Raw genomic sequence first — 26843 nt, 5'->3', positions numbered from 1 at the left:
AAGGCCCGCTCCCCCGCTCCCGAGCCGAGAAACGACGACCGGTTTATGAGCCAATTGTTGCAGGAGATCGAAGCCCGTATTGCGGAAGCCAAAACCACCGCCCGCCGCCAAAACGTCGGCATCGTCCGGGAGGTGGGCGACGGTGTCGTCCGCATCGAGGGTCTGGACGACGCCATGCTCAACGAAATGCTCGACTTCGGCAACGGAGTCATGGGCCTGGCGTTGAACCTCGAGGAAACCGAGGTCGGCGCCATCCTGCTGGGCGATTTCACCAGCGTCCGCGAGGGGCACGAGGTCCGCACCACAGGCAAGGTGCTCCAGGTCCCCGTGGGCAAGGCACTGCTGGGCCGCGTGGTGGACGCCCTCGGGCGCCCGCTCGACGGCAAGGGCCCCATCCAGACGGATACGTTCTACCCGGTGGAAAAAATCGCCCCCGGCATCATCAAACGGCGCTCGGTCAATCAACCCGTCCAGACCGGCATCATGGCCATTGACGCCATGATCCCCATCGGCCGGGGCCAGCGCGAGCTCATCATCGGCGACCGGTCCACCGGCAAGACCACCCTCGCCATCGACACCATCATCAACAACGCCCGGCTCAACCGGGAGGCCGAGCAGGCAGGCGACACCTCCTACCGCCCGCTCTACAGCATCTACGTGGCCATCGGACAGAAACAGTCCAACATCGCCCGGCTGATCAGCGTGCTGGAGGAGCACGGTGCCATGCCCTACACCATCGTGGTGGCCGCCCCGGCCTCCGACGCCGCCACCAACCAGTACCTGGCCCCCTTCGCCGGCTGCGCCATGGGCGAGTGGTTCATGGACAACGGCATGGACGCCCTGATCGTCTACGACGACCTTTCCAAGCACGCCGTCGCCTACCGCCAGGTCTCCCTCGTGCTCAAGCGGCCCTCCGGACGCGAGGCCTATCCCGGTGACATCTTCTACCTGCACAGCCGCCTGCTTGAACGCGCCGCACGCCTGAACGAGAACTACGGCAACGGCTCCCTCACAGCCCTGCCCATCATCGAAACCCAACTCGGCGACGTGTCGGCCTACATCCCAACCAACGTCATCTCCATCACGGACGGCCAGATCTACCTGGAAACCGACCTCTTCTACCAGGGCGTGCGCCCGGCCATTTCGGTGGGGCTGTCCGTTTCCCGTGTCGGGTCGGCGGCCCAGATCAAGGCCATGAAACAGGTGGCCGCGCGGATCAAGGGTGAATTGGCCCAGTTCCGTGAACTGGCGGCCTTCGCCCAGTTCGGCTCCGATCTGGACGCCGTCACCCAAGCCAAGCTCGAACGCGGCAAGCGCATCGTCGAAGTCTTCAAACAGGAACAGTACAAGCCGGTCCCGGTCGAAATCCAGGTGGCCGTCCTTTGGACCGTCCAGAACGCCTTCATGGACGACGTGCCGGTGGAACGAATCAAGGAGTTCCAGGCCGGGCTGGTGGACTATCTCACCACCCGCAAGCCCGATCTCCTGGCCAAAATCCGAAAGGAAAAGGTGCTCACCGACGAAGTGGTGGCCGGGCTGAAATCCGCCGTCACCGAGTTCAAACAGACCTGGCGGTAAACCCCGATCCCTCCCCCACCCATGCCCAGTCTCCGCGACATCCGACGCCGCATCCGATCGGTCAAGAGCACGGCCCAGATCACCCGGGCCATGCAGATGGTCGCCGCGGCCAAGATGCGCAAGGCCCAGCAGGCCGCCCTGGCGGGCCGCCCGTACGCCTCCGCCATGAACCGGATCCTGGCGGAGCTGCTGCCCACGGTCACCGATTTCACCCATCCGCTCATGGAAGAACGCCCCGGCGGCCGGCGTTGCGTGGTTTTGGTCAGCACCGACAAGGGCCTGTGCGGCGCACTCAACAGCACCCTCTTCCGTGAAGCCGTCAAGTTCGACCCGCGCGAGACCGTGTTCGTCGCGGCCGGACGCAAGGCCGCCCAGTTCCTGGCACGGGCACGCCGCACGCTCCTGGCCGAGTTCTCCTACAAGGACACCCCGCAATTCGCCGAGGCCCGTGCCATCTCCCGGTTCGTCCAGGAGGGCTTCCTCAAGGGCGAGTTCAACCGCGTGGATGTGCTCTTCATGAACTTCGTCTCCACGCTGGTGCAGCGGCCGGAGGTTTTCCCCCTGCTACCCCTCCGCGAAATCCGAGCCGTCTCGGCCGACCAACGGGGAGAGGAGATGGGAGGCGAGTTGCTGCGCGGCGCCACCGAGTTCCTCTTCGAACCGGCCCCCGAGCGGGTCCTGGGTGCACTGCTGCCGCACTACGTCAATTATCGGATTTACCAGGTCTTGCTGGAGGCCAAGGCCAGTGAACACAGCGCGCGCATGGTGGCCATGAAAAACGCCACCGAAAACGCCAACCAACTGGTCAAGGACCTCACGCTGCAATACAACAAACTGCGCCAGGCGGGCATCACCAAGGAATTGTTGGAAATCGCCACCGCCCAAATGGCCCTGTCCTGATCTCGCAACGTCATGAACAAAGGGAGAGTTGTTCAGGTTATCGGTCCGGTCGTGGACGTCGAATTTCCGGAGCAGGTCCCGGCCATCTACAACGCGTTGACCATCGAGTACGACGTGCCCGGCGAGGGCCGCGTCAAACGGGTGCTGGAGGTCCAACAGCACCTGGGCGACAACTGGGTGCGGACCATCTGCATGGGCTCCACCGACGGCATGAAACGGGGCTACGAGGTGATCGACACCGGCGGTCCCATCTCCGTGCCCGTGGGCGATGGCGTGCTCGGCCGGGTGTTGAACGTGACCGGTGAGCCCGTGGATGAGCGCGGGCCCATTCAGGCCGAGAAGCGCTACCCCATCCACCGCAAGGCGCCCAGTCTGACCGAGCAGTCCACCTCCCCCCAGCTGCTGGTCACCGGAATCAAGGTGATCGACCTCATCTGCCCGTTCCTCAAGGGCGGCAAGGTGGGCGCCTTCGGCGGCGCCGGCGTGGGCAAGACCGTCGTCATCATGGAGCTCATCAACAACATCGCCAAACTCCACGGCGGTGTCTCGGTGTTCGCCGGCGTGGGCGAGCGCACCCGCGAGGGTAACGACCTCTACAACGAAATGATCGAGGCCGGCGTCATCAACCTCAAGGAACCCTCCAAATCCAAGATCGCCCTCGTCTACGGCCAGATGAACGAGCCGCCGGGAGCCCGTCTGCGCGTGGCCCTCACCGGTCTGGCCATCACCGAATATTTCCGCGACGAACGCAACCAGGACGTCCTCCTCTTCATTGACAACATCTTCCGCTTTTCCCAGGCAGGCTCCGAGGTGTCGGCACTCCTCGGTCGCACCCCCAGCGCCGTGGGTTACCAACCCACCCTGGCCGCCGAAATGGGCGACCTGCAGGAACGCATCACCTCCACCAAGAAAGGGTCCATCACCTCCTTCCAGGCCATCTACGTGCCGGCAGACGACATCACCGACCCGGCACCGGCCACCACCTTCACCCACCTGGACGCCACCATCGTGCTGGAACGGTCCCTCACCGAGCTGGGCATCTACCCGGCCGTGGATCCCCTGGCCTCCACCTCGCGCGCGCTCACCCCGGAAATCGTGGGCCGCGAACACTACGAGGTGGCCCGCGGCGTCCAGCGCGTCCTCCAGCGCTACAAGGACCTCCAGGACATCATCGCCATCCTGGGCATGGACGAGCTGTCGCCCGAGGACAAGCTGACCGTCTTCCGCGCCCGCAAGATCCAGCGCTTCCTCAGCCAGCCCTTCTCCGTGGCCGAGGTCTTCACCGGCCGCCCCGGCCGGCAGGTGCCCCTCGAAGAAACCATCCGCGGCTTCAAGGAAATCCTCGAAGGCAAACACGACGACGTGCCCGAGGCCAACTTCTACATGAAGGGCACCATTGACGAGGTGCGCCAGGAATCCTAACGCAACGGTGCCATCGCCATGGCCAACACGCTCCGTCTCACCATCGTCACACCCGAGGCCGAGGTCTTTTCGGGCGAGGTGGACATGGTCACGCTGCCCGGCGTCGAGGGTGAACTGGGCATCTTCCCCATGCACACGCCGCTCATGACCCAGATCGAACCGGGTGAACTGGTGCTGCGCAGGGGAACCGAGGAAACCCACATGGCCGTGGGCGAGGGCTTCGCTGAAATCACCGGCGACCACGTCACGGTGATCACCGACATGGCGATCGAAGCCGCCGACATCGACGAGGCCCGCGTGGAAGAAGCCCGCCGCCGCGCCGAGGCGCGTTTGAAAGAAAAACTCAGCGCCGAGGATGCCGCCCTCGTCCAGGCCACCCTCGCCCGCACCGCTGCCCAGCTCAAGGTCAAGCGGTCCCGGAAAGGCTGAGCCCGCCCCCCGCCGCCCGTCTTCAACCCGCCCTGGGACAGCCGCGCCCCCGGGGGCACCGTACCGGCCCTCCGCCCGGCATGCGCCTCCAGTGCTGCGCGCCGGGCCGCCTCCAGGCAGCGATGCCTTGGTCCCGACCAACCCCAACCACCCCTACCGCCTGATCAGCCGCGGAAACACAGACCGCCCTCGTTTCGGTCGCCCGGTCCGTCGCCCGGCAACCCGCCCGTTCATCATGACCCTCCGTTTGCACTTGCCTTTGCGACCGGATCGTCTAAACGGGGTGCGAAGTTCCGTGTGAAAGGTCTCGCGGGTCGGGTTGCATGGAGTCACGCCGTCTGTTGATCGTGGAGGATGAAGCGCCGGTGGCGCAGCTTCTGGTTTCCGCACTGCGACGACTCGGTTACACGGTCGTGGGCATCACCGACTCCGCCCGGGAGGGCTTCCGCCTGGCAGCTGCCGAACGGCCCGACCTGGCCGTGCTCGACATCGAACTGCACGGCCGGACGGAAGGCTTCGACCTCGCCCGGCGCCTGCGCGAGGAGCTCGACATCCCCAGCATCTTCCTGACCGGGCGAAGCGACGAGCAAACCCTGCAACAAGTCCGCCAGGCCGGGTCCTTCGGTTACCTGCTCAAACCGTTTCATCCCCAGGAACTGAAGGCCTGCATGGAGCTGGCCCTCCAGCGTCATGCACGCGAGAGCCAGCTCGTCCGGCTCGAACAGGCCCTCACCGCCGCCGTCCGCTGCGCCGCCGACGGCGTCATCCTCGCCGGTCCGGCCGGCGAGGTTCTCTACCTCAACCCCGCCGCCGAGCGGTTGACCGGCTGGACGGTCAACGCGGTCCGGGGCCAGCCGCTGGCAGCCGTGTTCCGGACACGCGACCCCGAGCCCGAATCGGACACCTCCTTCCTCCACGCCCGCGCAGCCGGCGCATCCCCCTCACCCACGCCGCCAGCCGCTCGCGAAACCCTGTTACTGACCCGGCACGACCAAACCGTTCCCGTGGAGGTCACCGAGGCCCCGCTCGAGGACGACGTCCACGGTCGCTTCGGCTCGGTCCTCGTCTTCCGCGACATCACCGAACGCAAACGCTACCAGAACATGCTGCGCGAATCCCGCCAGCGGCTCCGGGCCCTGGCGCGCAACCTGGAGACCAGTCGCGAGGACGAACGCGCCCGCATCGCCCGCGAGATCCATGACGAGCTCGGTCAGATGCTCACCAAGCTCAAAATGGACCTCGCCTGGCTGAGCCGCAAAGCCGCCAGCATTCCGGACCCCGCCTGCGAGGCCAAACTGCGTGAGACCCTGGAGCTGGTGGATCAGACCGTCCAAACCGTCCGCCGCATCTCCAGCGAGCTGCGCCCGGGGTTGCTGGACACCCTGGGCCTCGCCGCCGCCCTGGAATGGGAGGCGCAGCAGTTTCAAGCACGAACCGGCATCTCCTGCAAGGTCCGGATCCATCCGCGCCTCCCCGAACTCGACCGCACCGTCGCCACCGCACTCTTTCGCATCGCCCAGGAGGCGCTCACCAACGTGGCCCGACACGCGGCCGCCTCCGAAACCGAACTACGGCTGGAATGCGACGGCTCCACCCTCCGTTTGGAAATCCGGGACGACGGCCGGGGCGCGGCACCCGAGGCCTTCCAACGCCCCAGTTGCTTCGGCTTGCTCGGCATGCGTGAACGCGCCCATGCACTCGGCGGCGAACTGTTCATCGAAAGCCGCCCCGGCCAGGGCACACGGATCCTGGCACTCGTACCCGTCCCACCCGACACCACCGGCTCATGATCAAGGTCTTCATCACCGACGACCACGCCCTGGTCCGGCGCGGCCTGAAGGACATCCTGGCCGAGAACCCCGGCATCGTAGTGGTCGGAGAAGCCGGCACCAGCGACGAAACCATCCAACAACTGCCCGGTGCCGACTGGGACGTCCTGATCCTCGACCTGAGCCTGCCGGGACGCAGCGGATTGGACGTGCTCCGACTGGTCCGCCAGATTCGTCCCACCCTGCCCGTCCTCATCCTCAGCATGCATGCGGAGGAACAATTCGCCATCCGACTCCTCCGTGCCGGCGCCAACGGCTTTCTCAACAAGGAAAGTGCCCCGGAGGAACTCGTCCGTGCCATCCAAACCGTCCACCGTGGAGACATCTATCTGAGCCCAACCTTGCAGTCCCGCCTCCAGACCCCCGCACCAAAGACCGAACCCCCGCCACCCCACGAAACCCTCACCGACCGCGAATTCGAGGTCCTCTGCCGCCTGGCCGCCGGTGAAACCACCGCCGACATGGCACGTCACATGGGGATCCGGCCGCGGACGGTGGAGCGTTACCGAGCCCGGTTGCTCCGCAAAATGGGCATGCGGTCCGTGGCCGACCTCGTCGCCTACGCCCGGCAGGCGCGCCTGCGCACCTGAACCGGGCCCGCTCCGGGCCGCCACCCGGGTTCAACGCCCGTGGCAATGCTTGTACTTGCGGCCACTGCCGCACGGACAGGGATCGTTCCGACCCACCTTCGGCCCCACCCGAACCGGCTGCGACTTTTCCACCGCCGCCGCCGCCTCCCGCACCACCTCCTCGGCCTTGGAACCCCCGGCGCTGTCCGAGGCACCCTGCCCGCCGAAGGCGCTGGCACTCTGATGCAGCAACTGCTTGGGGATGCTCTGCAGAAAACTCTCGAACGCCAACAGGCTCGTCGCGCTGCGGAAGATGTTGTGGCAGATCTCCGACTTGATGTTCGTCATGAGATCCTCGAACAGCTTGTAGGCCTCGGCCTTGTACTCGATGAGCGGATCGCGCTGGCCGTAGCCGCGCAGGCCGATGCTGTAGCGCAGGCTGTCCATCTCGTACAGATGCTCCTGCCACAGGCGGTCCACCGCGCTCAGGATCGTGTACCGCTCCAGCACCTTCAGCTGCTCGGGATCCTCGAAACTGACCTTCAGCTCGTAGGCCCGCCGCACACCTTCCACAATCCAGCGCGCCACGGCGTACTGCGCCGCACTCAGTCCGTCATACAACGAATCCCGCGGCGGCAGGTCCCCCCCCTTCCGCGCCACCTCCAACACCTGCGCCTCCGTCAAACCCAACGGAAACGTCAGATTCACCCAGTCCGCCAGCCCCCGCACGTTCCAACGATCGAACTCCTCGTCGTCGGTGGTGAACTGCTGAACCTTCTGCACCACCACCTCCTCGATGATCTCCAGCAGCCGGTCCCGGACGTTGTCGGCCCGCAGGATCTCGTTGCGGAAGCCGTAAATCACCTCGCGCTGCCGGTTCATCACGTCGTCGTATTCCAGCGTCCGCTTGCGAATCTGGAAGTTGTGCTGTTCCACCCGCTTCTGCGCCTGCTCGATCGACCGGTTCAACAACGGATGCTGCAGCTCCTGGCCCTCCTCCAGTCCCATGCGCTCCATGTACTTCACGATCCGATCCGACCCGAACAGCCGCATCAGATCGTCCTCCAGCGAGATGAAGAAGTGCGAACTGCCGGGATCCCCCTGGCGCGCACAACGGCCCCGCAACTGCCGGTCAATCCGGCGCGCCTCGTGCCGTTCCGTGCCGATCACGTGCAGTCCGCCCAGCTCGGCCACACCGGGCCCCAGCTTGATGTCGGTGCCCCGCCCGGCCATGTTGGTGGCAATCGTGATGGCGCCGCGCTGGCCCGCACGGGCGATGATTTCCGCCTCCTGCTGGTGATACTTCGCGTTGAGCACCGAATGCACCAGACCCTCCTTCCGCAGCATCCGGCTCAACATCTCGCTCACCTCCACCGAGATCGTGCCCACCAGGATCGGCCGCCCCTGCGCGTGGATCTCCTTGATCTCCCGCAGCACCGCCGCGAATTTCTCACGCTTCGTCTTGTAGACCGAGTCGTTGTAATCAATCCGCCGCACCGGCTTGTTCGTGGGCACCACCAGAACGCCCAGTTTGTAGATGTCCCAGAACTCCTGCGCCTCGGTCTCCGCCGTGCCGGTCATGCCCGCCAGCTTCTGGTACATGCGGAAGTAGTTCTGGATCGTGATCGTCGCCAGCGTCTGCGTCTCCCGCTCGATCGTCACGCCCTCCTTGGCCTCCACCGCCTGATGCAGGCCGTCGCTCCACCGCCGCCCCGGCATCAACCGGCCCGTGTGCTCGTCCACGATGATCACCTTGCCATCCTGCACCACGTACTCCACGTCCCGTTCGTACAGACAGTAGGCCTTCAACAATTGCGAAATGGCATGGATCTTCTGCGCCTTGGCCTCGAACTCCTGCTGCAGACGGGTCTTGGCTTCCAACCGGCCGCGGGCGTCCAGATTCGGATCCGACTCGATCTCGTGCAGGGCCAGCGTGATGTCCGGCAGCATGAATGCGTCCGGATCATTCGGGCTCAGAAACATGCGGCCCTTCTCGGTCAGATCGGCATCGTGGCTCTTCTCGTCAATGGCGAAGTACAGCTCCTCCTTCTGTCGGAACAGCTCGGCCTTTTTCTGGTCCTTGTGCAACTCCAGCTCCGCCCGGTTCATCAGGCGAAGGTTCTCCGGATCCTCCAACAGGCGCAGCAACCCTTCGGACTTGGGTTGTCCCATCTTTACGCGGTAGAGCAACAAACCGATCTCCATCTCCAGCTCCTCCGCGTTCTCGGGACGGCGCCCGTCGGCCGGACGCAATTGCTGGATCAGTTTGCGCGCCTGTTCGAGGAACTGCTCACACAGCCGTTGCTGGGCCCGCACCAGCGACTCGACCGCCGGCTTCCAGCGCAGGTACTGGTCGTCGAAGGTCCGCACCGCCGGACCACTGATGATCAGCGGCGTGCGGGCCTCGTCGATCAGAATCGAGTCCACCTCGTCAATGATCGCGAAATAGTGCCCGCGCTGGACCTGGTCCTCCTTCCGCAGCGCCATGCCGTTGTCCCGCAGGTAATCGAACCCGAACTCGGCGTTCGTCCCGTAGGTGATGTCGCACGCATACTGCTCGCGCCGAACCGCCGGAGGTTGATCATGCACGATGCAGCCCACGGTCAGCCCGAGGAACTTGTAAATGGCGCCCATCCACTCGCTGTCCCGCTGCGCCAGGTAATCATTAACCGTGACCACGTGCACCCCGCGACCGGTCAGGGCATTCAAATACACCGGCATCGTCGCCACCAGGGTCTTGCCCTCGCCGGTGGCCATCTCCGCGATCTTCCCCTGATGCAGCGCAATGGCACCGATGATCTGCACATCGAAGGGGATCATGTCCCACACAATGGTGTGGCCCCGCACCACCACCTCCGCCCGGCGCTCCGTCAAACGCCGGCAGACGTTCTTCACCACCGCGTATGCCTCCGGCAACAGCTCGTCCAACGCCGCCGCCAGCTCCGCATTGTCCCGGATCTGCGACAGCCGCGCCTTCCATTCGGCGGTCTTGCGCCGCAAATCGTCGTCCGACAACGAACTCAGGCCGGCCTCGATCTCATTGATCCTGGCCACCAGCGGACGCAGCCGCCGAATCTCGCGGTCGTTCTTGGAACCAATCAGTTTTTTAACAAGAAAGCCAATCATGGTCGCCCGGCGAATGATATCAGGCAGTGCAAACGCTACGAGATGCCCGGCAGACCGTCAAATGCGAACCCCGCACCCCCGCGCCGCCCCGCCCGACCGAACCCGATCCGAACCCCACTGCCCGCGTCCGGCCCGAAGTTCCTTTCCACCAGCCCCTCCGGCCTTGCCCGCCGCCGCGTCCCGGCACTATACCCATCGCCATGACTTTCGAAGAACGCCTCCAGGAGCACCTGGCCTTCCTCTACGGCACCGACCGCGCCCCATCGCTCACCGCCGAACTCCGGCAACGGCTGCAGCAGCTGGACCTGCCCCGCCGATCTGCCCGGCCCCTCCACGCCCGCGACGTGATCCTCATCACCTATGCCGACCAGGTGCAAGCCCCGGGCCGGATCCCGCTGGAGGTCTTGGGGACCTTCCTGGCACGCCATGCCGCTCCCCACATCCGGGCCGTGCACATCCTCCCGTTCTACCCCTGGACCTCCGACGACGGCTTCGCCGTGGTGGATTACCTCTCCGTGGATCCGCGATACGGAACCTGGGAGCACGTCCACGACCTGGGCAGATCCTTCGACCTCATGTTCGACCTGGTCTGCAACCACACCTCCTCGCGTTGCCCGTGGTTCGAGGAGTTTCTCAGGGACAACCCCCGATACCGGGACTTCTACCTCACGGTGCAAGGCGACCCGGACCTCTCCGCCGTCTTCCGCCCGCGCACCACCCCCCTGCACACCGAGTTCCCCTCCGCCACCGGCCCGCGCAAGGTCTGGACCACCTTCAGCGCCGACCAGGTGGACCTCAACTACCAAAACCCGGCCGTGCTGCTCACCGTGCTCGATGTGCTGCTGACCTACGTCCGCCACGGAGCCAGGTTCATTCGTCTGGACGCCGTGGCCTTCCTCTGGAAGGAAATCGGCACCTCCTGCCTGCACCTCCCGCAGACCCATCGCATCGTCCAATTGATGCGGACCATCCTCGACCACGCCGCGCCCGGCACCCGCCTCATCACCGAAACCAACGTGCCCCACAGCGAGAACATCTCCTACTTCGGCGACGGCTCCAACGAGGCGCACCTCGTCTACAACTTCGCCCTCCCACCACTGGTCCTCCACAGCTTCCGGACCGGCCGAACCACCGAACTGACGGACTGGGCCGCCCAACTGCAGACCCCCTCTCCCGACACGGCCTTCCTGAACTATCTGGCGTCCCATGATGGCATCGGCGTGAATCCCGTGCGCGGCATCCTCGATGACCGGGACACCCAGGCCCTGGTGGATCACACGCTTGCAGCGGGCGGGTTCGTCTCGGAAAAGGCCCTGCCCGACGGTTCCCGCACCCCGTACGAATTGAACATCAACTACCTCGACGCCCTCAGCCCGCTCCGGGCCGGCGAGTCCCCCGACGTGGCAACCCGCAAAATGGCCACCGCCCACGCCGTAGCCCTCAGCCTGGCCGGTGTGCCCGCGCTCTACTTCCACTCCTTCTTCGGCTCGCGCGGCGACCGCGCCGCCGCCCTGACCACCGGCATCTATCGGCGCATCAATCGGGAGAAGCTCGCTCTTGCCCGCCTCGAAGCCGAGCTGGCCGAACCCACCTCCCTGCGCGCCCGCGTGCACCACGCCCTGCGCCGCTGGTTGACTCTGCGAACCAACTGCCCGCTCTTTGCCCCCGCGGTTCCCCAGACCATTTTGAAAGGACACCCCCGACTGTTCGTGGTCGAAAGAACCGACCCCACCACCGGTCACCGCGCCCTCTGCGTCCACAACTTCTCCGGCGAGCGCGTGACCTATCGCGCACCCCGGTCCCCCGCACAGGCCGGACTCATCTGGCACGACGCCACCGGCGACCGCTCCCTGCCCGCACGCGACGTCGGCGACACCCTCCAGATCGAACCGTGGGCGAGCTGGTGGGGCCTGCCCGCCGCTGCGCCGTCCGGGAATCAACCTTGCTCGAACGACTGACCGGGCCGCCCCTTCCGCACACGGTGCCACCACCAGATCGGCAGGCCCATGAGAATGATCAAGCCCGACCCGGCGGCCAACCACGGCCGGTAGGTCACCGCACTGTAGATGAGCCACGCACACACGCCGGCAAACAGCCAGGGGGTCACCGGGTAACCCCACGTGCGGTAGGGCCGCGGCTGATGCGGTTCTTTGCGCCGCAACACCCACACGGCCAGGGTGGTGCCCAGGTAAAAGGTGTAAACCGCCGCCGACGTGTAAACGACAGTGCGCACAAAATCGCCCAACACCAGAATCAACGTCAGCGCCAGCAGCCCCTGCACCATCAGCGCCATCGCCGGTGCCCCGCGCCGTTCATCCCACCGGCCCAACCAACGAAACCATGCGTAATCCCTGCCCATCGCATAGGTGATCCGTGCCCCGGTCAGCACCAACCCGTTGACCGCCCCGAGCGCAGAAATGCAAATCAGCGCGCTCACCAGTCCGACCGCCTGCTCGGGCCAAACCCTCCGGACCACATCCACCGCCACCGCTTCCGACCCCACCAGCCCCTCATAACCGAGAGCGTACAGGAACGCCCCGTTCACCAGCAGATACAACGCCGTCACCGAGGCCATTCCCAGCACCATGGCACGCACGATGTTCCGTGCCGGATCCCTCACCTCCGCCGCCACGTAGGCCATCTCGTTCCAACCCCCGTAGGTGAACAACACAAAGATCAATGCCAGGGTCCACGGAAGTCCGGTCCCGGGCGCGCTTTCGTTCACCTGCACGCCGGCCGGTCCACCCACCAGCGCAGCCATGCATATGGCCACCAGGCCGAGAGCCTTGACCAGGGTGAGCAGATTCTGCGTCCATTTGCCGGCCCGCACACCCGCCACGTTGATCAACGTCAGGGCCACCACCGCGGCCGCAGCGTAAACCTTGTGCGCACTCCCGGGCGTCCCGCCCCAGGTGCCCCACCACGGATCCAGAATCGGCGCCGCATACAGCGCAAACGCAAATGCCATCACCGCAATGTCGCCCGGCCGAACCACCGTCAACTGTGCCCAGCCGAACAGGAACCCCGCCCAACTCCCGTACGCCCGCCCCAGGAACACGTAGTCCCCGCCCTCCCTCGGATAGGCGGCGGCCAGTTCCGCGTAGCAAAGCGCCCCGCACAAGGAGAGCAAACCGCCCACGATCCAGAGGAGGAAGACCCCGGCCGGCCCGCCCGCACCCCCTGCAATCGTCGGTGCCATCTGGTAAATGCCCGTGCCGATGATGATCCCCAGAATCAGACAGGTGGAATCCAACAGGCTCAGGACACGACGTGGTTCGCTCGAGGCACTCATGACGCAGCAGAAACTTGGAACCGAAACCGCGGGGGACGAGATGCGCCGGCCCGCTCCCGGCGCCAGCCGCCGCGGGCAAGGCGGGCGTCCCTCTTCCCCATCACGGCATCATGCCGGAAGAAAGCACGAGCCGGGTTCTCCCGCCCTCCACTCGCGGCGCTTCAGCGCTTTTTCATACTCACGCTGATGCCGGAGGCATGCAGGTTCAAAAAGATCGTCTCCAAGGCCGGATTGTTCGTGATGGCCTCGATGTAACGGGGATCGGCCATCCCGGGGGTGATGTTGTGCGCCACCACCAGACCACCCGGCCGCACCAACGGCAGCAGCTTCTGCAAATAGTCGAGGTAACCCTCCTTGTCCGCATCCAAAAACACCAGGTCAATCGGATCCCTGACCTGTTTGACCGTCTCATGGGCGTCTCCCAGCACCAGAGTCACCCGGTCCGCCACACCGGCCCGCTTGAAATTCTCGCGCGCCTGTGCCGCCCGGCGCTCGTCAATCTCGAAGGTCGTCAATCGCCCGTCCGTCCGTTCCAGCGCCAGGCAAAACCACAGCCCGGAATAACCCACGGACGTCCCCAGCTCGACCACATGCTTCGCCCCGATGGACTCCGCGAGGACCCGCAAAATCCGGCCGTCCTGCTCCGGCACGATCATGTTCCCGCGCCGCTGATTGCGACCCACGTCCTCGATCACCGCCAGGATCCGTTTTTCCACCTCGTCCTTCGGCAGCGTCCGCGCCACAAACGGTTCGCGTCCCTCGCCGCCGGGATCTCGCCAAGGCTGCGCCGTCACGGTGTTCATCACGAAAAGTCCGCCTGCCAGGCAGGCCGCCCGAAGCCAGGGAAGGAGTTGGTTGCGCATGGCCCAATCTTCCCGCGGATGGGTCCTCCCGTCAAATCCATGAGCACTCTCCGGCGCGCGGCAGCCCCCACCGCCGCGCCGCCGACGTGGTTCGCGCACCGCACCCACCCCGCTCCAACAGCCGCCCTGCCGGCTTGCCGCGTCTCTCGCCCTGCTTCGCGCCGGTCCACCCGACCGTTTCGGGCCGGCCGCAGGTCGGCTGCGGATGGACATTCCCTTCCCACCCACTATGCTGCCCGTCCGACATGGGCAAACGCGACACTTCACAGCCCGGATTCGGCACCGCGGCGCCGGCCGAACTGGGATTTGTCATGCCGGCCGAGTGGTCCCCGCACGTAGCGACCTGGCTGGCCTGGCCCCACCTGGCCTCCGACTGGCCGGGGAAACTTGACACCATCCGCTGGGTCTACACCGAGATCGTCCGCAAACTCGCACCCGGCGAACGGGTCTTCATCCTCGTGCGCAACCCTGCCGAGCAGGCCCGGGCAGCACACCGGCTCCGGCAGGCCGGTTGCCCGCTCCACAAGGTCCGCTTCGTCCTCCACCCCACCAACCGGAGCTGGACCCGCGATTCCGGTCCCATCTTCGTCACGCGGCCCCGACCCCGTCCCACGCACGCCATCGTCCAGTTTCACTTCAACGGCTGGGCCAAATACCCGAACTGGCGCAGGGATCGCCGGGTGCCCGAAACTGCCGCACGGCACCTGAGCCTGCCGCTTTTCACCGCCCGATGGCGCGGACGCCCCTTCGTCCTGGAAGGTGGCGCCATCGACGTCAACGGCCGCGGCTCGCTCATCACCACGGAGGAATGTCTGTTGCATCCCCGGACCCAGGTCCGCAACCCCGGCTTCACCCGCCGCGATTATGAAGAAGCCCTGCGCGCCCACCTGGGCGTACGCAACGTCCTCTGGCTCGGCAGCGGGATCGTTGGCGACGATACTCACGGACACGTGGACGACCTGGCGCGCTTCGTCAACCCGCGCACCCTCGTGATGGTGCGCGAGCGCAACCCCCGCGATCCCAATTACCGTCGCCTGGAGGAGAATTGGGAACGCGTGCCTGACCTGCGGCTCGAGGACGGATCGCGTCCCGAGGTCATCGCCCTGCCCATGCCCGCACCCCTCACCTTCGACGGGTACCGGCTCCCCGCCAGTTACGCCAATTTCTACATTGCCAATGCCGCCGTGCTGGTCCCCACCTTCAACGACCCCAACGACCGCCTCGCACTCGGCATCCTCGGTGAGCTGTTTCCCGACCGCCCTGTGATCGGCATCCACGCCGTGGACCTCGTTCTGGGTCTGGGTACGCTGCACTGTCTGACGCAGCAACAGCCCGCCTGAGACCGGCCGGGAAACTGGAGCGACGGAACAACCCACCACGCCGGGTCACCCCCGCACCCCACCTGTGCCCGGACTCGCATCCATTCGCCCCCCCGAACGCCGCCCGTTCTTCCGCACTTCGAAAAAGCCGGCTCCAAGGGCGAATGTTCACTCGCACCCGTTCCCACCGGCGGCGCCCATTCCTCTCCCGGCTCATTCCGGTGCGTGCTGCGACGCCCGGACCCGGGCAAAGGCCCTGAACATCGCATGTCCCTTTGATCCAGGTCGAAAAGTCGCGGTCACAGGACAGTCCCGGTCAGTGCCGCGGCGCTTCTTCCTATGCCCCTTGGATCACCCGGCGGGGCGGACTTCCGCCGGCCCGCTACTCCTGCCGCACTCGATAGAACCGGCTGCCGGGCAGCGGACCCGGATCCTCCAAGCCCACCAGGCCCGCCTGCCCCTGCACACCCGGCAACGCCGTCCAGGCCGGCGCATCCAGCCGATCCGCAAATTCCAGCACGTACCGCCACCGCGGACTGCCCTGCACCCACAACCGGAAGTTCCTCCCGCCACGGCCGTACCGGACGACCTGCGGCCTCTCTTGCGATTCCAAAAGGTACATGCTGTGGTAACCCCCCGCCGCCACCCAGGCCATTGGTTGGGCCGATGGAGGTGTACACTGGCCGCGACCGTTGTCACCCAAGGCCACCACCGAGCCGTCGGCCAACAGCACCAGGGTGTGCTCCGCACCCGCACTCACGAACAGAGCGTTCGTGAGGTTCGCCGGGATCCGTGCCTGACCGCGGGAGTTGTCGCCCCACGCCACGACGCCTCCATCAGCCCGAACCGCCACGCTGTGGTACGCACCCGCCGCAATCGCCACCACATTGCTCAAGCCCGGCGGCACCCTTGCCTGTCCCACCCAGACCCCGGCCGCGTTGCGATTGTCGCCCCAGGCCCGGACCTTGCCATCCCGGGTCAACACCACGCTGTGCCGCGCACCGGCTGCCACCGCCACGACCGGGCCCATATCCGCCGGAACCGATGCCTGACCGGCACTGTTGTCGCCCCAGGCCACCACGCGCCCGTCCCGCCTGAGGGCGAGGCTGTGCCAGTGCCCGGCCGCCATCGCCACCACGTCACGCAAGTCGGCGGGCGGCTGCGCCTGCCCGGAACCGTTCGCACCCCAACCCACCACCGTTCCGTCCGCGCGCAAGGCCAGGCTGTGGTAGCCCCCCGCAGCCACCGCCACGACCTCGTCCAGCCAGCCGGGAACCTCGCACTGACCCTGGAAATTGTGCCCCCAGGCAAGCACCTGACCGTCCCGGCGCAGAGCCAGCGTGTGCCAGAGCCCCGCCGACACCGCCACGACGTCGGTGGCCTCCGCGGGCACGCGGCGTTGACCCCACGTATTGTCGCCGCCGGCTCCCAACAACGTAAGCGTCAGCGTGGCCGGGGTGGTCTCCGCCGATCCGTAATCGTTGGTCACCACAACGGTGTACGTGCCCACCAGGGCCGGTTCCATGCCGGGCCAGCTCACCGAGGCGCCATGCGCCCCCGGAACGGGCACACCGTTCCGATACCACTGGTAATGCAGCGGCGGCGTGCCCTCGGCCACCACCGCCAGCGTCACTGGTTCTCCCCGCAGAAGGGCCCGGCCCAGCGGCTGGCTCCGTATGACCGGGGGCATCGGCTGCATTTCAAATTCCACCCGGTCCACCCAGCCACGATCCTCCCCGCCCGATCCGGAGCCGTTCTTGATGTACGCCCACTCCACGGTCTGGTAGCCGGGCCGCAAGTACACCGTTTCCCGGCGCCAATCCACCTCGCCCGAAATCCGGGCCAGTTCCGTGCCGTTCACCTGCAGCCGCAAAACGTCTCCCCCGGCCTCCGAAGATACCTTCCACCAGAAACGCAACGCGCCCGGCCCCGGCAACACCGTCCACAACCGGGAAGCCTGATCGTGGCCCACATAACCACTGGCTGCCGCGTCCTGCCCGTCCCGCGTGGTGTGTTCCTGACCAAACCACCCGAAGTCACCGCCTGTCTGCCACGACCACTCCGGCGCATCCAGCGCGTCGCCCAGGCTCATCCCCGGGACCACGACCAAACGGGCTCCGGCCGAAACCACGCTGCCGAAGCGGTTGGAAACCTGCACGGCATACCAGCCCGCATCGGCAAGCGTGACCGGATCCAAAACCCATTCCGCACCCGTGGCACCGGCAATGTCCCGCCCCTCTTTCCGCCATTGATAGGACAGGGGGCCCGGTCCGGATGCCTCCACCCGAAACTCCGCCCGGGCCCCTTCCCTCACATACTGGTCCTGCGGCGGCGACACGATGCGCGGCGACAGGTCGGGATCGCCCACCACGAATTCCATCACCGGACCCGGTGCACTGAACGAGTGCACCCGCAGACCGCTGGGGCTGCCGTCCCACCAGTGCGCCGCCGGCGCCGACCGATCGTCAAAGACGTTCCCATACCCCGCCGCCGGATTCCCCGCATAATAAAGGTCCTGCCCGTCCCCGGCGTTGACATTCCGGTGCAGATCCCACCGGTTGTCCGCCTGCACCAAGGTCACCTCGAAATTCTGATGCCGCCGGTTGGGATCCCGCCTTTGGTCATCCCGGTCGCCCAGCTCGTCTATGTGCCAGATCGCCACCCCGGAGGCCGGCAACTCCGCGTCCCGCCCCGACCGATACCGCGCCTCCAACAGGAAATACTCGGTGGAACTGCCGGGCTTGCGGTACCGATAAAAATGATTGAAGTCCGGCCCGGCAACCGCCGTCAGGGTCGCCAGCAGTGCCGAAGAGGAGGTCAGTTCCGTGGTGGTGGCCCAACCAGCCACACGCTTCAGATAGGCACACACCTGAACCGGGTTCAAATCGAACGCCCCATAACCCATCAGGCAAAACACGCCGGCACCGCCTTTCGAATCGTAATCGTAGTCGTAGAGATCCGGAAAACCGCACAAAAGATGGCCGTTCTCGTGCACGAACGTCCCCAACTCCAGTCGCTGGCCGATGTTGCTGATCTGGTAAAACCACACCTTCGCCCCTCCCGGCCACAACTCCTGCGCACCCACGCGCACCAAGGCCCACGCGTGCGGCCACAACCCTTTCGACCACACCCCGCCATTCTCGCCCGCATAAAACACGTTGCAAGCCACCACCCGGTTCTGCGCGTCCACAGTCAGCCCGCGCAGCGCGGGCAACACCTCAGTCTCGTAATTCGGCATCGCCTTCAGGAGCTGAATGGCGTCGTGGATCAGTTCGTTCGCCTGCTCCCCCGAGTCCTTGGTCGTGTCGTTGTAGTAACTCTTGGGGTGCAGGCTGTTCGGAATGCGAACATACATGGTCACCACGTTCGAATAGATCAAAAGCCCCCTGGACACGTCCTCGAAGTACTTTCGAACCGACCCGTTGTTACCGAATCCGCTGTAATGCTCCGCGTTGCAAAAGGCCTCGATCTCCTGACGCGGGACGCTGGCGGGTTCCTCGTCGAAATCGATGAGCAGACAGAGCCCAACCTTGGTGCCGAGGGTGGGCCCCGACGCGGCAGCAGCGGTCAGTTGACCGCTCTCGCGGGCCCGTTGCCGGGCCTTCAGTTGCTCCCAGCGGGTGTGGATTTCCATCACTTCCTCCCATCGCCGGCGCCGCTCAGCAGCCTCCGCCCGTAGGACATTCGGATCCGGCCGCACCCCGGGAGGAATCCCCATTCGTTCCGGTCCGGCCTGATGAACCGGTACGCCGGTCGAAGCCAGTCGTCCCTCCACCGTGCGCCGGGCCAGACAGTACGCGCGCAGACCCGGGTCAAAAACCACAGTGTAGCCGTCCAAAGTTTCAAAGTGCGCCTGAAATTCGTCGCCCCAACCGCGGATCCAGACCGGCGTGCCGTCCGGCTGCCGAAACTCGAACTGGGTTTGAAAAGGCGCCGCCCGAACCAAGGATCCCCCACCCGCAAGGCAAAGCCACAAGACACAGCACAGCCTCATGCGCACTCGTTCCCGCTTCACCGCCCCCTTGCGCACTTCTGCCAGCCGGCCGCCTGCCCTTGCCATCATAACGCCAGAACCAAGGAAGTCCCCCGGACGGGTTCTCGCAAGAAGAATCCCCCGATGGCATGGCGCGTGCCGAAGTTCCATTCACCCACCGCGCCCCGGGGCCTCACTTCACGGTGTCGTACGACTAGCTGGTCTCACGGTGCGTCCTGCACAGACCTCCGAACGCCGCGCCCGAATCGCCCTGAGATGGACAACCGGTCGTTTCCACTCCACCTTCCCCTCATGCGTCCGGTGGACATGCAGGTCATCGGGACAGAGTTGGCCGTCAAATGGGACGATGGCCGCGAGACGTTTGTTTCCCTGGAGCGCCTCCGCCGTGCCTGCCCGTGCGCCATGTGCCGCGGGGAAGCCGATTTGTTGGGGCGCTGGTCTGCTCCTCCACCTCAGAGCCTGACGGCCGCTTCGTTCGTACTCCGGGACATCCGCATGGTGGGGAGCTACGGTCTCCAGCCCGTCTGGGCCGATGGCCACGCCACGGGCATTTATTCGTTCGAGTATCTCATTCGGCTGGGCGAATCGAGCGACTCCCCCTGTCCCGACTTCCTCCCATTCTCTTGAACCAAGCGGGGCTGAAAACCCCGGTGTCCCGGCTCGCTCCTCTCCATGGTCGTACCGCCGCCGCGGCCGTTTCCATCCCGGCGCCCCGCCGGCTGCGAAATCGGAACCTGCAGGAACGCATCCCGCCCCGGGGAAAAGCCGCAGGACGGCTACTCGCTGACCCGGACCCGGTAGAAGCGCGGTCCGCCGACGGTGTTCGTATCGGTGAACGATGCCTGCACGCTGTCGGCGGTAATCGTACCCACCGGAGTCCAACCACCGGCCAGACTCCCGGATCGTTCCACCAGATAGCGGGTCCCGGCTCGTGCCGGCCACCGGATCGTCAACCCCGACTGTCCGCGTGCCATGTGCAGGCGCAGAACCGAACCGGCGTCCACAGGGTCCGTGCCGGCCCGATACTCCGCCCCGTTGGAGACACCATCTCCGTCGGCATCCGCATCGGCGGCTGCCAATACACTGTTCACGGCGCCGAAGTATCGCAGCCGCCATGTATCCGGAATGCCATCTCCGGCAGTGGATCCGGCCCGTTGCCCCACCACAACCAGGCCGGCTTGCCGAACCGTGGGCAGGGTGGCCATCCCGTTCGGGGAACCGGACACATGGCCCCATTCCAACCGGTAAACCGCGCCCGTGGGTGCGCCCGAAGGAATCCGGATTCGCAACTGACCCAACAGCCCCTCGCCTGTGACGCCCGGCCGGTTCCCGTCCAACCAGGCAAAGGCGACCATGCCGGGGGCCGGTTGCCCCTGCAGTGTGGGTTGGCCCCAGGCGGCGTCGGGCACGAATTGGGCCGGCGCTTCCAGGGGCGGGGCCCCTTCCAAGGGTCGTACCATCACGGAAGCCATCAGCACCCGCAACGGCCAGCGACCTTCCACCCGGACCTTCACCGGGACCCAGACTTCCGAGCCGGGTGCAACCGTACGATCCTGGATGGAAAAGCTCAGCAACGGATCCCGCTCCGGCCAGGCTGCCGGCGGTGGCTCGGCTTGCGATCCGGCCGCCCGGATGGGCGGTGCAGCCAGGCTCTGCGGAACCCTCCGAGCCACACGCTGGCCATTGGTCCAGAACCGTTCGTACCAGACGCGAGCCGGATCCAAAGACCGCCGGAAGGTGATGAACACATCCACGATGTCAATGACACCATCCCCGAAGGCAATCTGGTCAATCAGCGTGTCATCGGCATTGAACAGGGATGCGGTATCCGGCACCGCCCCGGCCGGGACGTAATACCCCTCCGGGGTCAATTGTCCCAAGACCGGTCCGGCGTCAAGAGCATCCCGGAAGTCGCTGAAGTAGGGCGGATCGTAGGGTTGGCCCGTCGCCGGATTGATGGGCGAGAAATTGTAGAGGGCCGTCTCGAACACCTGCATCACATCATCGTTCAACAGCTTGCCGTCGCCAAAATCACCCGCGTTGAGCCAGCGAAACGGTGCGCTATCCCCCACCAGATAGGGCACCGATCTCATCACGATGGTCCGCTCCGCACTCAAACCGTCGTTGGTCAGGTAACCACTCGTGGGCGCCGCAATGTAAACCTGGGCCCCGGGGGCACCCACACCGTCGCTCGTGGCGGAGGGCCGGTCCACCCGGATCCGATAGCGATCCCCGAACGCGGCGTTGGGAGGAATTCGAAATGCCGCCGCACCCAGGATCACGCGGCCCTGTTCCTTGTGGAAAAGATTGTCCCTGGCGATGGAGTAACTGATGAGATCCTGGTTTACCGTGTTGTACAGGTTGCCGAAGGACCGTCGCTCCAACCAACCCACGGCCATGAAACCCCGCACGGGATCGTACACCGTCAGATCCATCAGCGGCACCAGCGGATCCGTCAGTCGATAGAACAAGCGATTGGTCGGCGTCGCGGACCATGCCGCGGGCGGGATCACACGGTACCAACCGCCGCCTGCGGGAGGCGCCTTCTCGCCCTTCGTGGCGTCCACCTGCTCGTAAAGCATCGAGACGAATTCCATGGGCCCTTGGAACGGCGGTCCGGACTCGTTCGTTAACGTCACCTGGAACTGCAACGAGTACATGAGGGTTTCATCCGCAAGGCTCAAAACCACCGGAGCATAAAACATCTGCCCGGGCGCACCCTCGAACACGGACGACCCTTCCCCGTTGGTGAACCCCAGGGAAATCCGCGTGGGAACGTAATCATCCAATCGGAAGACCTTCTCGGCGATGTCGCTGGGAAGATAGTTCGGCGCGAAGGCACGGGCACGGAACACGATCTCCGCCGCATTGGTGGACATGCCCAACTGGAGTCGTCCTCCCTCCGGCACCACCGGATCGCTCGGACCGGGGTCCCTGCCGTCCACCGTGTAGTGAATCACGGCCTTTGGATTGACCGTCGCACTGCTCACTGTGAAAGACGCGAAGTTTTGCCCGCTGATCATCGGCGTGGCAGCCTTGAAACCGTATCTGGCGGTGACCACCTCGCTGCTGGCGCGTCCCGGAGCAAACGCCACCGCCTTGATGACCACGCCGGGCAAATTGGGTGCCTTGCTGATGCCCAAAACCGGCAGGGTTTCCAGAAAATCCTCCCTCAGCATGCCGTCCCGGTACTCGGGAGCCGTGGCACCGCGCGTCCGACTGGGCGTCTCACCGTAATCCACCAGACCCATCGGCCAAGGCGTGTTCGTCACGGTGTAGTGAACCTGCACGCCCCGTTCCGCCAACACGGCAAAGTACACCTCGTTGTTGAACAACCGGGGTTGATCGGTCCGCAGCAGGGTCACAAAAGCACCCATCACCGGATCCCACACGAAATCCACCCACCCGATGCGCGGTGCCTGCACCGGCGGAAGGGCCGGTCCCAGCTGGATCATGCGAATGGCATCGTTCTTGAGATCCGCCACCAGCAACGTTTCCACCTCAGGATCGAGCGCCAACCCCACGGGGGTGTCGAAACGAGCCGATGTGCCCGGACCGTTCTCGAACCCGTTCTGCCCGGGTGTACCGGCCAGTGTGGACACTGCGTAGTTGGTCGGTCCGAACAGCGTGTAGGGTTCCGCCACGCGGATCACGTGGTTGTTCGCATCTGCGATGACGAGTTTGTCCGCCGTCGACCACCAAAGAAGACCCCGCGGCCCGTTGAAACGCGCAGCAGCACCAAAAGTCGAATCGGCAAAGCCGCCCTGCCCCGTGCCCAGCACGGTCCACAAACGGGCCTCCACCGAGTTCGTCAACAGGTAGGCCCGAACCTGGTGGGCCGACGGATCCGCCACCCACAGGCGTCCGGCCGGATCGAGCACGACGGCGGTGGGTCTGCGCAACGTGTCACCGTCCAGGAGCGTTACCGTTTCCAGCAGGTCCCCTTCGGGATCGTACCGCCGAATGGCGCCGTTGCCGCTGTCGGCCACATACACCGTGCCGTCGGGCGCGGGAATCAATCCCACCGGCGTGTCCAATCGGGAGGCACCCGGTCCGCCATCCGCGTGGCCCGCCTCTGCCGGTATTCCCGCCACCGTGGTCACAAAACCGTCCGAGGACCGCACAAATCTCAGCGTGTGATTACCGCTGTCCGCCACCAGCACCCCCCATTCGTTGGAGCGCCGGATCCAGGCCACCCCCTGCGGATTGAAGAAACGGGCCTCCCAGGCGGGACCATCCTCGGCTCCCGGGATTCCATCACCCTGACCGGCCATGTGCACCAGCCGGCTCCCCCGCGCATCCCACAACAACACGCGATGGTTCCCGGAATCGGCGACCAGCACGGTCCCTTCAGGGCCGGGCGCGAGATGGAAAGGTTCCATCAGGCCGTTGGTCACCAGGGAGCTGACAGTGATCTGGCCTTGTGCCGCGGGCAAGGCCCACAGCACAAGTAGGAGGGCCCATCTGCCCGACTTCCCCTCCTGGAACAAACCGTCCGCCCGCCGGTTGGCAACTGCAGGATTGCACGTGCTCATGGCTCAGAACTGGATGTTGACGCGGTAAAATCTCGGGCCGGGCCGATCCGCCAGGGTCTCCCAGGAAAGTTCCGCTCCCGTGCCCGTCAACTCGGCTTCCAACTGCCACGATCCCCCGCCCGGATCGCTCGTACTCCACACCTCGTAAAGCCGGCCCGGCACCGAGGACCACTCCATGCGCAGCGTCCGGCTGACCCGCGATTCCGGACGGATCCGAACTTCGAAGCGCGAGCCGTGATCCAACGGGTGTGTCCCGGCCAGGAACTCCTGCCAATTGGGCATCCCGTCGTCATCGGGATCCGACTCATCCCATCCCCGGGGATCCTGGTCCGACCCGAAAAACCAACGCCGCCAGTCGTCCGAAACGATGCCCCCCTGTTCGGCGGGTGCGCCCACCCGGATCTCCGCTCCCCGGCTCTCCAAGTTGTACGGCGTTTGCAGATCGGCCGCTCCGTCGGCGTTCCAAACCACCAGCCGATACCGTGCTCCCGGCGGCGCCCCCACCGGGAGCCGTACCCGCACATGGCCCAACAGATTGCTCGTACCTTCGGCCAGGGCCAACCGACCCAGGGACCACCCGCAGGCCAGGTGGGTTCCTCCTGCCACCACCGCGTCCGGCGCGCTCCGTCCGGGTGCGGCCTGCCATGTGACACCTTCCACCGGTGGGGCGCCTGCCGTCTCGGCCCGCACCTCCACGCGGCACTGCAAGCCCGCCAGACGAGTGCCCCGGTAGGTTCGTACCCACAGGGGGACGTTCACCTGCTCGCCCGGCGCGGTCATACCCACACTGTCGAGCCCCACCCGGGCATGTCGGACCCAGCCTGCCGGGTTGACCGAGGCTCCCGTGATCTCGCCGGCTGCACCAATCTGGGCCGTTCCCGAGGCGCTTCTCACGCCCTGCGGAGTCCAATGCCGCCACCAACGTTGAGGATCCAAGCCCAGGGCACGGCGCAAGACGATCTGCCAGTCCAGATAACGGATCAGACCGTCTCCCCCGGCCACACCGGGACGGTCCACGGGAAAAACGTCCATGGCATCATAGGCGTCCGTGAAGGGATACGGCACCCCAATCCCCAGCGAAGCGTAAAACACATGGTTCACGTCCGCGTTGTCCAGAACGCCATCGCCGAATCCACCGGCGTTGTACCAGCGCCCCGGCGCGGTGTCGCCCACCAGATAGGAACGGTTGGTGATCCACAGCACCACCGGCGACATGGCCTGGAGTGGAAGGCCGCTCTGACCGCCGTCCGACGTGGCGCTCGGGGCCACAATCCGTATCTCGTACTGGTCGCCCTCCCGCGTGGTGGGAGGAATCCCCACCGCCACCATGCCCACGACGGCAAAGTTCTCGAAGGAGACATTCGCGTTGGTGCCGAGCGCCGCCACCGCCAGGCCCTGGCCGGAGGCTCCGCCCGTCGGAATCGAGTAGGACCAGGCCTGGTAGGTCGCCACGGCCCCGCCCTGGGCAGCCGTCACAACGCGAACAAAATCATTGCTGCCAATCGAAAGGATCTCCAACGGCTGACTCAGGCCGGGCGCGTCGCCCACCGGAACCACCTCCAACCGATACTGGAAGGAACGGACCCGGTCCCCGGCCCGTAGGTTGGCCACCACGGGAATCACCACCCTGCTTCCGATGCCGGCTTCAACCCGGCCCTGCCAGGCGGGTACACCGATTTCATTGGCCCCAGCCGGTTGACCCGCCACCACGGCGCTGGCGCGCTTGCCCACAAAGGCCCGCACTCGAAGCCCGCTCAGATCGCGATCCGTGTAGGTCCAGTCAATCCAGCCCTCGCCGTTCACCAAGGGAACTCGGAAGCTGTTGGTGGTTGGATCGGATCCGTCGACCGTGTAAAACACCTCGCCTTGAACCGACGTAACCCGGATTCGGTATCCCATCGGATAGTAACCGGAGAGCGGCTCCACTTGCGGTCGTTGCACCACTTCGGCCAGCTCATCGGACCTCGACATGGGTTCGGCAGGGAGCAAACCCACTCCGGTCACACGGCGGATAAGGTGATAATAAACCTCCGATGCATAGAGCGTGCCGTCCGGGCCCACCGCCACGCCCACGGGCTCGCGCGCTTCGGCACAGGAGCCAAAGGGATGGTCGCATGGTTCACCGTCGTACCAACCCGGCCATGGCCAGCCAGGCAGCCAGTCCGACTGGGTCACACCGTACAACGGGATCACGGTGCCGTCGGGAAGGACCTGCTTGACCCGGTGGTTGCCGCGATCGGCCACGATCACCACCCCCTGGCCGGCTCGCGCCAGAAACGCAGGTTCCCGGAAACGCGCGTGGGCGGGGCCGCCGGCCTGGTCCCCGGGACCATGAAATCCGGTCCACGGAAGGGTCTGGGTCCCGGAAGGATCCATCAGCCAGAGCCCGTGCAACCCACGGTCACTCAATACGAGCCAGCCGTTGGTCAGCGCCACAACGCCGTTCAGTTCGGCGCCCGGAGCCGTGACCCGGCCGACCACATTGGACACACGGTCGCTCAGCCGCAACACCAGCGTCCGGTCACACACCACGAGCACCTCGTCATCCGAGCCGATTGCCAGTGCCGCCGCCTCGGGCAGATGCGAGGCCAGGTTGGTGAGCAGGTTGCCGAATCGGTCGTAACGACGAACCGCCCCCTCCACGCCCCCGCCCCTTTCCAGCACGACCAGTCGATCCCGACCGTCCACCGCAACCCCGATCGGCTCCCGCAGACCCTGCAAAAGCGTCTGGGTCAGCCCCGCCTGCAAATCGAGTCGGCGCACGGCGCCGTTGTCACGGTCGGCCACGTACAAAAACCGGCCCGTACGGTCCACCGCCAACCCCATGGGAGTGTGAAACTGGGCCTCCCGGGCTGTGTCGCCGTCGCGCCATCCGTAGGCAAGGGGATTGCCTTGCGAGGGGCCTCCGCCGAGTGTCTCCACCATGCCCTGCCCCCATGCAGAGCACCACCACCCCGCCGCCAGCGCGGCCATCACCCGCACCAGGC

General features: G+C 65.8%; 15 protein-coding genes. 9 read left to right on the top strand and 6 right to left on the bottom strand.

Annotation, left to right across the window (positions count from 1 at the left end; genetic code table 11):
• Nucleotides 1-45: 45 nt before the first annotated feature.
• The 6 genes from atpA (at nucleotide 46) to ACPDIX_RS09610 (ending at nucleotide 6748) form a co-directional block, all read left to right on the top strand.
• The gene (gene atpA / locus ACPDIX_RS09635; protein ID WP_423431576.1) at nucleotides 46-1578 is read left to right on the top strand and encodes a F0F1 ATP synthase subunit alpha; all 1533 of its coding nucleotides are present in this window, start codon (nucleotides 46-48) and stop codon (nucleotides 1576-1578) included.
• Nucleotides 1579-1599: 21 nt separating this feature from the next.
• Nucleotides 1600-2478: an ATP synthase F1 subunit gamma gene (gene atpG / locus ACPDIX_RS09630; protein WP_423431575.1), complete on the top strand. Its 879-nt coding sequence runs from the start codon at nucleotides 1600-1602 to the stop codon at nucleotides 2476-2478.
• 12 nt (nucleotides 2479-2490) lie between these two features.
• The gene (gene atpD, locus ACPDIX_RS09625) at nucleotides 2491-3900 is read left to right on the top strand and encodes a F0F1 ATP synthase subunit beta (protein ID WP_423431574.1); all 1410 of its coding nucleotides are present in this window, start codon (nucleotides 2491-2493) and stop codon (nucleotides 3898-3900) included.
• An 18-nt stretch (nucleotides 3901-3918) separates the two neighbouring features.
• The gene (locus ACPDIX_RS09620) at nucleotides 3919-4329 is read left to right on the top strand and encodes a F0F1 ATP synthase subunit epsilon (RefSeq protein ID WP_423431573.1); all 411 of its coding nucleotides are present in this window, start codon (nucleotides 3919-3921) and stop codon (nucleotides 4327-4329) included.
• A 323-nt stretch (nucleotides 4330-4652) separates the two neighbouring features.
• Nucleotides 4653-6119, top strand: coding sequence for a response regulator (locus ACPDIX_RS09615; RefSeq protein WP_423431572.1), 1467 nt, complete (start codon nucleotides 4653-4655; stop codon nucleotides 6117-6119).
• Nucleotides 6116-6748, top strand: coding sequence for a response regulator transcription factor (locus ACPDIX_RS09610; protein WP_423431571.1), 633 nt, complete (start codon nucleotides 6116-6118; stop codon nucleotides 6746-6748). Before ACPDIX_RS09615 ends, ACPDIX_RS09610 begins: the two co-directional genes overlap by 4 nt.
• A 30-nt stretch (nucleotides 6749-6778) precedes the next feature.
• Here ACPDIX_RS09610 and secA read toward each other — a convergent pair whose 3' ends face one another.
• On the bottom strand, nucleotides 6779-9853 hold the full coding sequence (secA, locus tag ACPDIX_RS09605; protein WP_423431570.1) for a preprotein translocase subunit SecA: 3075 nt from the start codon (nucleotides 9851-9853) through the stop codon (nucleotides 6779-6781).
• Nucleotides 9854-10053: 200 nt separating this feature from the next.
• Here secA and ACPDIX_RS09600 point away from each other — a divergent pair, with 200 nt between their 5' ends.
• Nucleotides 10054-11811 carry a sugar phosphorylase gene (locus ACPDIX_RS09600; RefSeq protein WP_423431569.1) on the top strand — a complete coding sequence of 586 codons (1758 nt, stop codon included), beginning with the start codon at nucleotides 10054-10056 and terminating at the stop codon, nucleotides 11809-11811.
• Here the strand turns inward: ACPDIX_RS09600 and ACPDIX_RS09595 are convergent.
• Nucleotides 11790-13145: an APC family permease gene (locus ACPDIX_RS09595; RefSeq protein WP_423431568.1), complete on the bottom strand. Its 1356-nt coding sequence runs from the start codon at nucleotides 13143-13145 to the stop codon at nucleotides 11790-11792. The genes ACPDIX_RS09600 and ACPDIX_RS09595 overlap by 22 nt on opposite strands.
• A gap of 161 nt (nucleotides 13146-13306) precedes the next feature.
• Nucleotides 13307-14008, bottom strand: a complete 702-nt coding sequence (locus tag ACPDIX_RS09590; protein WP_423431567.1) for an O-methyltransferase — start codon at nucleotides 14006-14008, stop codon at nucleotides 13307-13309.
• Between the two features lie 245 nt (nucleotides 14009-14253).
• On the opposite strand from ACPDIX_RS09590, the gene ACPDIX_RS09585 reads away from it, so the two are divergent.
• Nucleotides 14254-15348 (top strand): agmatine deiminase family protein, encoded by a 1095-nt coding sequence (locus tag ACPDIX_RS09585; protein WP_423431566.1) that lies wholly within the window; start codon nucleotides 14254-14256, stop codon nucleotides 15346-15348.
• A gap of 361 nt (nucleotides 15349-15709) precedes the next feature.
• Here ACPDIX_RS09585 and ACPDIX_RS09580 read toward each other — a convergent pair whose 3' ends face one another.
• Nucleotides 15710-19390 (bottom strand): M6 family metalloprotease domain-containing protein, encoded by a 3681-nt coding sequence (locus ACPDIX_RS09580; protein ID WP_423431565.1) that lies wholly within the window; start codon nucleotides 19388-19390, stop codon nucleotides 15710-15712.
• A 186-nt stretch (nucleotides 19391-19576) separates the two neighbouring features.
• On the opposite strand from ACPDIX_RS09580, the gene ACPDIX_RS09575 reads away from it, so the two are divergent.
• Nucleotides 19577-19948, top strand: coding sequence for a DUF971 domain-containing protein (locus ACPDIX_RS09575; RefSeq protein ID WP_423431564.1), 372 nt, complete (start codon nucleotides 19577-19579; stop codon nucleotides 19946-19948).
• Between the two features lie 149 nt (nucleotides 19949-20097).
• On the opposite strand, the gene ACPDIX_RS09570 is transcribed toward ACPDIX_RS09575, so the two are convergent.
• Together ACPDIX_RS09570 and ACPDIX_RS09565 are read right to left on the bottom strand one after the other, a co-directional pair.
• Nucleotides 20098-23856, bottom strand: a complete 3759-nt coding sequence (locus tag ACPDIX_RS09570; RefSeq protein WP_423431563.1) for a hypothetical protein — start codon at nucleotides 23854-23856, stop codon at nucleotides 20098-20100.
• 3 nt (nucleotides 23857-23859) lie between these two features.
• Nucleotides 23860-26781 carry a hypothetical protein gene (locus ACPDIX_RS09565; RefSeq protein WP_423431562.1) on the bottom strand — a complete coding sequence of 974 codons (2922 nt, stop codon included), beginning with the start codon at nucleotides 26779-26781 and terminating at the stop codon, nucleotides 23860-23862.
• Nucleotides 26782-26843 lie beyond the last annotated feature (62 nt).

Origin of the sequence: Limisphaera sp. 4302-co (assembly GCF_049537155.1) — a bacterium.
In the GTDB taxonomy this organism is placed as follows: Bacteria; Verrucomicrobiota; Verrucomicrobiia; order Limisphaerales; family Limisphaeraceae; genus Limisphaera.
Note: the sequence above shows the minus strand (reverse complement) of the source record. Positions and strands in the feature narration are given on the sequence as shown.